The sequence below is a fragment of the Rhodococcus sp. NPDC003348 genome (assembly GCF_053589375.1).
Genome location: NZ_JBSFRT010000003.1, coordinates 182,454 through 188,453, shown reverse-complemented (window position 1 = coordinate 188,453; position 6,000 = coordinate 182,454). Strand labels below are relative to the sequence as shown.

The following is a 6,000-nucleotide window of genomic DNA, read 5'->3' as shown; positions in this document are numbered from 1 at the left end:
TACCCGCAGCAGCCGGGTTACCCGCAGCAGCCGGGTTACCCGCAGCAGCCGGGTTACCCGCAGCAGCCGGGTTACCCGCAGCAGCCGGGTTACCCGCAGCAGCCGGGTTACCCACAGCAGCCGGGTTACCCACAGCAGCCGGGATATCCACAACAGCCGGGCTATCCGCCCCCGGGGTACCCACAGCAGTACGCGGCGCCGCCGATGCCGGTGTACCCGTATGCGTCGTGGTGGGCGCGCGTCGGCGCGTACCTGTTGGACGGGATCGTCGTCCCGCTCGTCGGCTACATCATCGCGGGCATCGGTGCCTTCATCGCGTTCAAGGACGCTTCGACGACAACCACGACGTACAACGGTGACTTCTACACCGGGACCACCTCCGAGACGACCGGCGTCAGCGGAGTCGGAATCGCGATCATGACCGCCGGCTTCCTGCTCGCGCTGGCTCTTGTGGTGTGGAATATGGTTTTCCGGCAGGGGCACACCGGGCAGTCGCTGGGCAAGTCGTGGCTGGACATCGCGGTGGTCCGGGAGGCGGACGGGCGACCGCTCGGTGCCGGGATGGCGTTCGTGCGCTGGTTGCTGCTCGGGATCCTCGGTGACCTCTGCTTCCTGAACTTCCTGTGGCCGCTGTGGGATTCGCGGCGCCGCTGCTGGCACGACATGCTCGTCTCGTCGGTGGTGATCCGTACCGCGTGAGCACACAGGTCGGTCCGCGAGAGCGCATGGCCGGGCCCGTCGGGGTCGCGGCCGCGGGGCTCGCGGTCGCGGCACTGCTGTACGTGCGCGACCCCCACCGGCCGGGTGTGTACGGCTTCTGCCCCTTCCACGCGCTGACCGGACTGTGGTGCCCGGGGTGCGGTGGGTTGCGGGCCGTCCACGATCTCACCCACGGTGAGGTGTTGGCGTCGCTGTCGAGCAACGTCTTCGTCGCGCCGTTGGTGCTGGTGCTGGTGCTCGCCTGGGTCCGGTGGGTGCGTCGCCGCCGGCGCGGTGAGGACGGGAGGATGATCGTGTTGTCGGCCCGTGCCTCGGTGACGGTGCTGATTGCCCTCGCGGTGTTCACGGTGGTCCGCAACACGCCATGGGGATCGGTGCTCGCGCCGACGTGATCGCAAGGAACCGGACAAAGGAGGCTCGCCCGATGGCCATGCAGATCTTCTCCCTGATCGTGCTCGTAGGTGCACTGGTCATGCTCATCCCGGTGGCTCGCAAGGTGTTCGGCAAGCGCGACGACTGACTCGGCGTCTGCCGACTCGACACCGGCGGCCGGTGGGGTCATGCTCAGGCATGGCCGAAACGCTGCGCGACCGCGTCCGCGAAAAGCTGCTCCGTCAGATCGCGGAGGACGGAGGCTCTCCGTCGGAGGGCGCCGAGGACGACGACCCCCGTCTGGTCGCACTCGACGACGATCTCGCCGCGCTCGATCGGGCCCCGGAGGGGGATCCGGTGATCGAGCAGCTCGCGCGCAAGTACTGGGTGCCCTGAGCTGAGAAATTCCACCCCGCCGTCGGGGAACTCGTACGCGAAGCGTATAAATACATCTTGTGTCTAAGTTGTATTCGGCGTCCGAGCAGGTGTACCGCGAGGTGAAGGAGCGGATCCTGTCCGCATCCCTGCCCGGGGGCGAACTGATCAGCGAGGGCGAGGTCGCCGCCGAGATGGGAACCTCCCGGACCCCGGTCCGGGAAGCGTTCCTTCGGCTCGAGGCCGAAGGATGGATGCGGCTGTACCCGAAGCGCGGTGCGCTGATCGTGCCCGTCGCCGACGGAGAGGCCGAGCACGTGATCTCCGCACGCCGGCTCGTCGAGTCCGACGCCGCCCGGGCAGTGCTCGCCCGTGACGCGGCCGCCCGCGCCGCCCTCGTGCGCGCACTGCGGGACAACCTCGACCGGCAGCGTGCCGCCGCGGCGGCCGGCGATGTCGCCGAGTTCAGCGGGCTCGACGCCGACTTCCACGGACTGATCGTGCGTGCAGGCGGGAACCCGCTGCTCGTCACCTTCTACATCGGCCTGCGGGAACGACAGCGACGGATGACCGCGCGTTCGCTGGCCCGCGATCCGCTGCAGCTGCAGTCCGTCATCGACGACCACGTCCGCCTCGCCGACCTGATCGAGGCCGGCGACGCCGCGGGGTTCGCCGCCGCCGTCGACGTCCACATGCGGCAGGTGCACGGGCTGCCGTTCACCACCGGCGTGGAGGAGGCCCGATGAGCGTCCGGCTCGACACCCGCGTTGACATGGCGGCATCGTCACGCCGCCGGATCGCGCCGTGGGCGCTGGTCTCGGCGGCGATGTTCGCCGTCGCGTGGGGCGGCAACGAATTCACCCCGCTGCTTGTGATGTACCGGCTCGACCACGGGTACTCGCCGGTCGTCGTGGACGGCTTCCTGTTCGCGTACGTGCTCGGGATCGTGCCCGCACTGTTGATCGGTGGACCGCTGTCGGACCGGCTCGGCCGGCGCCCCGTCATGCTGCCCGCGCCGTTCGTCGCGGCCGCCGGATCGATCGTGCTTGCCGTCGGCGCCGACAGCGCCGCGCTGCTCGTCGCCGGTCGCGTCCTCAGCGGTGTCGGCCTCGGGCTCGGCATGGCCGTCGGCGGCAGCTGGCTCAAGGAACTGTCGGTGCCGCCGTGGGACGTCAGGGCGGGGGAAGGGTCCGGCGCCCGGCGGGCCGCGATGAGCCTGACCGCCGGGTTCGCGATCGGCGCCGGTGTCGCGGGGGTGCTCGCGCAGTGGGCGCCGTGGCCGAGCGCCCTGGCGTACGTCGTGCACATCGCCCTCGCGGCCGGTGCCGGGGCCGCCCTCGTGGCGGCGCCCGAATCGCGGCCGGCGACCCCGAAGGAGCTGCGGGCCCCGCTACTCGAGGACCTCAGGATCCCCGCCGCGGCGAACCGCCGGTTCTGGCTGGTCGTCGTGCCCGTCGCGCCGTGGGTGTTCGGCGCGGCCAGCTGCGCGTACGCCGTGATGCCGTCGCTGATGGCCGACCACAGCGGTGGGCGCCCGGTCGGGTTCTCCGCACTGCTCTGCGTGGTTGCCCTGGGCTGTGGCTTCGCCATCCAGGCGCTGGGGCGGCGCATCGACACCCCACGCAGTGCCCGCGCGGTGGTGGTGGCGTTGGCGATCCTGGTGGTCGGCATGACGCTCGGCGCCGTCGCCGCGGACCGGCTGACGGTGCCGCTGGCGCTGCTGGCCGCCGCGATCCTCGGCTGTGGCTACGGCATGGCGCTGGTCGCGGGACTGCAGGAGATCCAGCGCATCGCCCGCCCCGACGACCTGGCGGGACTGACCGCCGTCTTCTACTCGATCACCTACATCGGGTTCGCGGTGCCCGCGCTGCTGGCGTTGGTCGTGCAGACCTGGCCCGGAGCGGTCGGCTACCCGGCGCTGTTCCTGATCGGTGCCGCGGTGGCCGCGGTGAGCGTGATTCTGGTGCTCGGTAACAGTCGCGCGCACCTGCCCGCAGGCCGTTTCGATCCCGCGGACCCGGCCTCTCCGGCCTCCTCGGAGATCGGCGTCGGATCGCAATCCGACGGCGACCGGTGACCGGTTCCACGGGCGTACCGTAGCGGCAGGGGTCGGGAGAATGAGAGTGACGCCGCGATGTCGCCCGCAGTCAGGGGCAAGGTTGGGAACCTGCCCCACGAACTGACCAGTTTCGTCGGCCGCCGCCACGAGTTGAGCGAGGCCAAGCGGTTGCTCTCGACCTCTCGACTGGTGACGTTCACCGGAATCGGCGGGGTCGGCAAGACCCGGCTCGCGTTGCGGCTCGCGGAGGACTCGCGGCGGGCCTTCGCGGACGGCGTGTGGCTGGTCGAGCTGGGACTGTTGTCCTCCCCGGACATGGTCGAGGACAACGTCTCGTCGGCGCTCGGTATGCGCGAGGTGCTGCCGCATCAGCCGTCGTCGCTGGCCGAGCACCTCGGCGACCGGCACCTGCTGCTCATTCTCGACAACTGCGAACACCTGGTCGACACGGTCGCGGACCTGGCGGGCTCGTTGCTGCGGAGCTGTCCGGAGCTGCGCATCGTCGCCACCAGCCGAGAACCGCTCGGCGTCGGTGGGGAGGCGGTACTGAGGGTGCCGCCGCTCGGTGTCCCGGACCCGGATCGGCCGGCGAAGATTCGTGGCGCCACCCGCTACGAGGCGGTGACGCTGTTCGAGGAGCGGGCCGGCGCGGCGGTGCCGGGCTTCGGGCTGACCGACGAGAACCGCGCAGCGGTGACCCGGATCTGTCAGCGGCTCGACGGACTGCCGTTGCCGATCGAGCTTGCCGCGGCTCGGTTGCGGGCGTTGTCGGCCGAACAGATCCTGCAACGCCTCACCGACCGGTACCGCCTGCTCAACGTCGGGAGCCGGGGTGCGCCGACGAGGCAGCAGACGCTGCGCCTGTGCATCGATTGGAGCCACGAATTGTGCACCCCCCGGGAACGGGAGGTGTGGAGTCGGCTGTCGGTGTTCTCCGGGTGGTTCGAACTCGACGCCGCCGAGGCGATCTGCGGTGACGACCTCGGTCCCGACGAATTGTTCGACCTCATCGCGTCACTGGTGGACAAGTCGATCCTCAACCGCGACGAGGTCGACGGGGTGGTCGGCTACCGGATGCTGGAAACCTTGCGTGACTACGGCCGCGAGAGATTGCGTGAGACCGGGGACGACGCGCGGCTGTCCCGTCGGCACCGGGACTGGTACGAGGCGCTGGTGCTGCGGGCCGAGGCCGAGTGGCTCGGGCCGCGCCAGCTCGGCTGGCTGGCCCGCCTGCATCGCGAGCGGCCGAACATGCGAGCGGCGATGCGCTACTGTCTCGCCGCGCCGGAGGAGGCGGAGTCCGGGCTGCGGATCGCTACCGCGATGAGCCCCTACTGCCTGTCCCGGGGACAGATCAAGGAGGGGCGGCACTGGCTCGACCTGGCCCTCGACCACCAGGGCGGCGCGCCCACCGTCACACGGGCCAAGGCGCTCTGCGCGGACGTCATCCTGGCAGGCAACCAGGGGGATGTGATCGCGGGGCAGGCGCGGGTCGTGGAGGCCCGCACCGTCGTCGCCCGACTCGACGATCCACGTCTGGACGCGCTGCTCGCCCACGCCGACGGCTATCTGTGCGTGTTCGCGGGTGATCTGCCGCGGGCCCTCGACCTCTTCGACCGCGCGCTGGCGTATTTCTCTGTGGACGTGGACCCGCTGCGGCACGTGTCGTCGCTGCTCGGCATCGCGCTTGCCCAGGCCCTTCTGGGTGACTTCGAGCGTGCCGCCGCGTCCCAGGAGGCGGCGCTGGTGGTCACACAGGCCACCGGGGAAACCCTGTACCGGTCCTACTCGTTGTGCATCCTCGGACTCGCGCTGGTGCGGACCGACCACGTGCGGGCGCGGGCACTGCTCGAAGAGGGGCTGCAACTCGACCGGGCGGCGGACGACATCGTCGGGACGGCGATCTCGGTGGAGGCGCTGGCGTGGATCGCCGAGCGGGACAACGATCCGGGCCGGGCCGCGGTTCTGCTCGGTGCGGCCCAGACGCTGTGGCAGGCGGTCGGCAGCAGCGGCGTCACGGTTCCGGCGTTGCAGGGTTTCCACGAGCAGTGCGTGGATCGGACCCGTCGCGCACTCGGGGACCGGGCGTTCGCCGTCGCGTTCCGGCGGGGCGCGGAGGCGAGCGTCGAGGACTCCGTCGCCCACGCACTCGGCGAGCTTCCCGTCGATCCGGTGCCGGAGGTGAGCGTCCTGACGCGGCGGGAACGGCAGGTCGCGGACCTCGTCGCGCAGGGCCTGACCAACCGGGCAATCGCCGAGACCCTGGTCATCTCGCGCCGCACCGCCGAGGGGCACGTCGAACACGTCCTGACCAAACTCGGCTTCGGTTCACGCAGCCAGATCGCCGCCTGGGTGGCCCAACAGAAGTCCGGGTATGGCACGTGACCTGGTGAAACTCCGCCGTCGGGGTGGGTGTCGACGGGGGATACGGGTACGGTGGCGCCGAAAAACAGGTATGGCACCGGGTAGTTCGA

Annotated in this window: 6 protein-coding genes; all 6 read left to right on the top strand. The window is 70.6% G+C overall.

The features are described 5' to 3' along the window. On the top strand, positions 1-699 hold a 699-nt coding region (locus ACWDU4_RS03375; RefSeq protein WP_450112433.1), incomplete at its 5' end, for an RDD family protein. Further along, entirely contained in the window at positions 696-1,112 is a 417-nt protein-coding gene (locus ACWDU4_RS03370) for a DUF2752 domain-containing protein (protein ID WP_450112432.1), read from the top strand. The genes ACWDU4_RS03375 and ACWDU4_RS03370, both read left to right, overlap by 4 nt. A gap of 178 nt (positions 1,113-1,290) precedes the next feature. Further along, positions 1,291-1,488 (top strand): hypothetical protein, encoded by a 198-nt coding sequence (locus tag ACWDU4_RS03365; protein WP_450112431.1) that lies wholly within the window; start codon positions 1,291-1,293, stop codon positions 1,486-1,488. Between the two features lie 59 nt (positions 1,489-1,547). Beyond that, positions 1,548-2,213 carry a GntR family transcriptional regulator gene (locus ACWDU4_RS03360; protein ID WP_450112430.1) on the top strand — a complete coding sequence of 222 codons (666 nt, stop codon included), beginning with the start codon at positions 1,548-1,550 and terminating at the stop codon, positions 2,211-2,213. A 26-nt stretch (positions 2,214-2,239) separates the two neighbouring features. After that, the gene (locus ACWDU4_RS03355; protein ID WP_450112461.1) at positions 2,240-3,544 is read left to right on the top strand and encodes an MFS transporter; all 1,305 of its coding nucleotides are present in this window, start codon (positions 2,240-2,242) and stop codon (positions 3,542-3,544) included. A gap of 57 nt (positions 3,545-3,601) precedes the next feature. Beyond that, complete coding sequence (locus ACWDU4_RS03350; RefSeq protein ID WP_450112429.1) at positions 3,602-5,911, top strand: ATP-binding protein; 2,310 nt, start codon at positions 3,602-3,604, stop codon at positions 5,909-5,911. Positions 5,912-6,000 lie beyond the last annotated feature (89 nt).

Coding starts and splice junctions, on each gene's coding strand:
- ACWDU4_RS03365 (WP_450112431.1), top strand. CDS start 1,291: ATGGCCGAAACGCTGCGCGACCGCGTCCGCGAAAAGCTGCTCCGTCAG.
- ACWDU4_RS03355 (WP_450112461.1), top strand. CDS start 2,240: ATGGCGGCATCGTCACGCCGCCGGATCGCGCCGTGGGCGCTGGTCTCG.
- ACWDU4_RS03350 (WP_450112429.1), top strand. CDS start 3,602: ATGTCGCCCGCAGTCAGGGGCAAGGTTGGGAACCTGCCCCACGAACTG.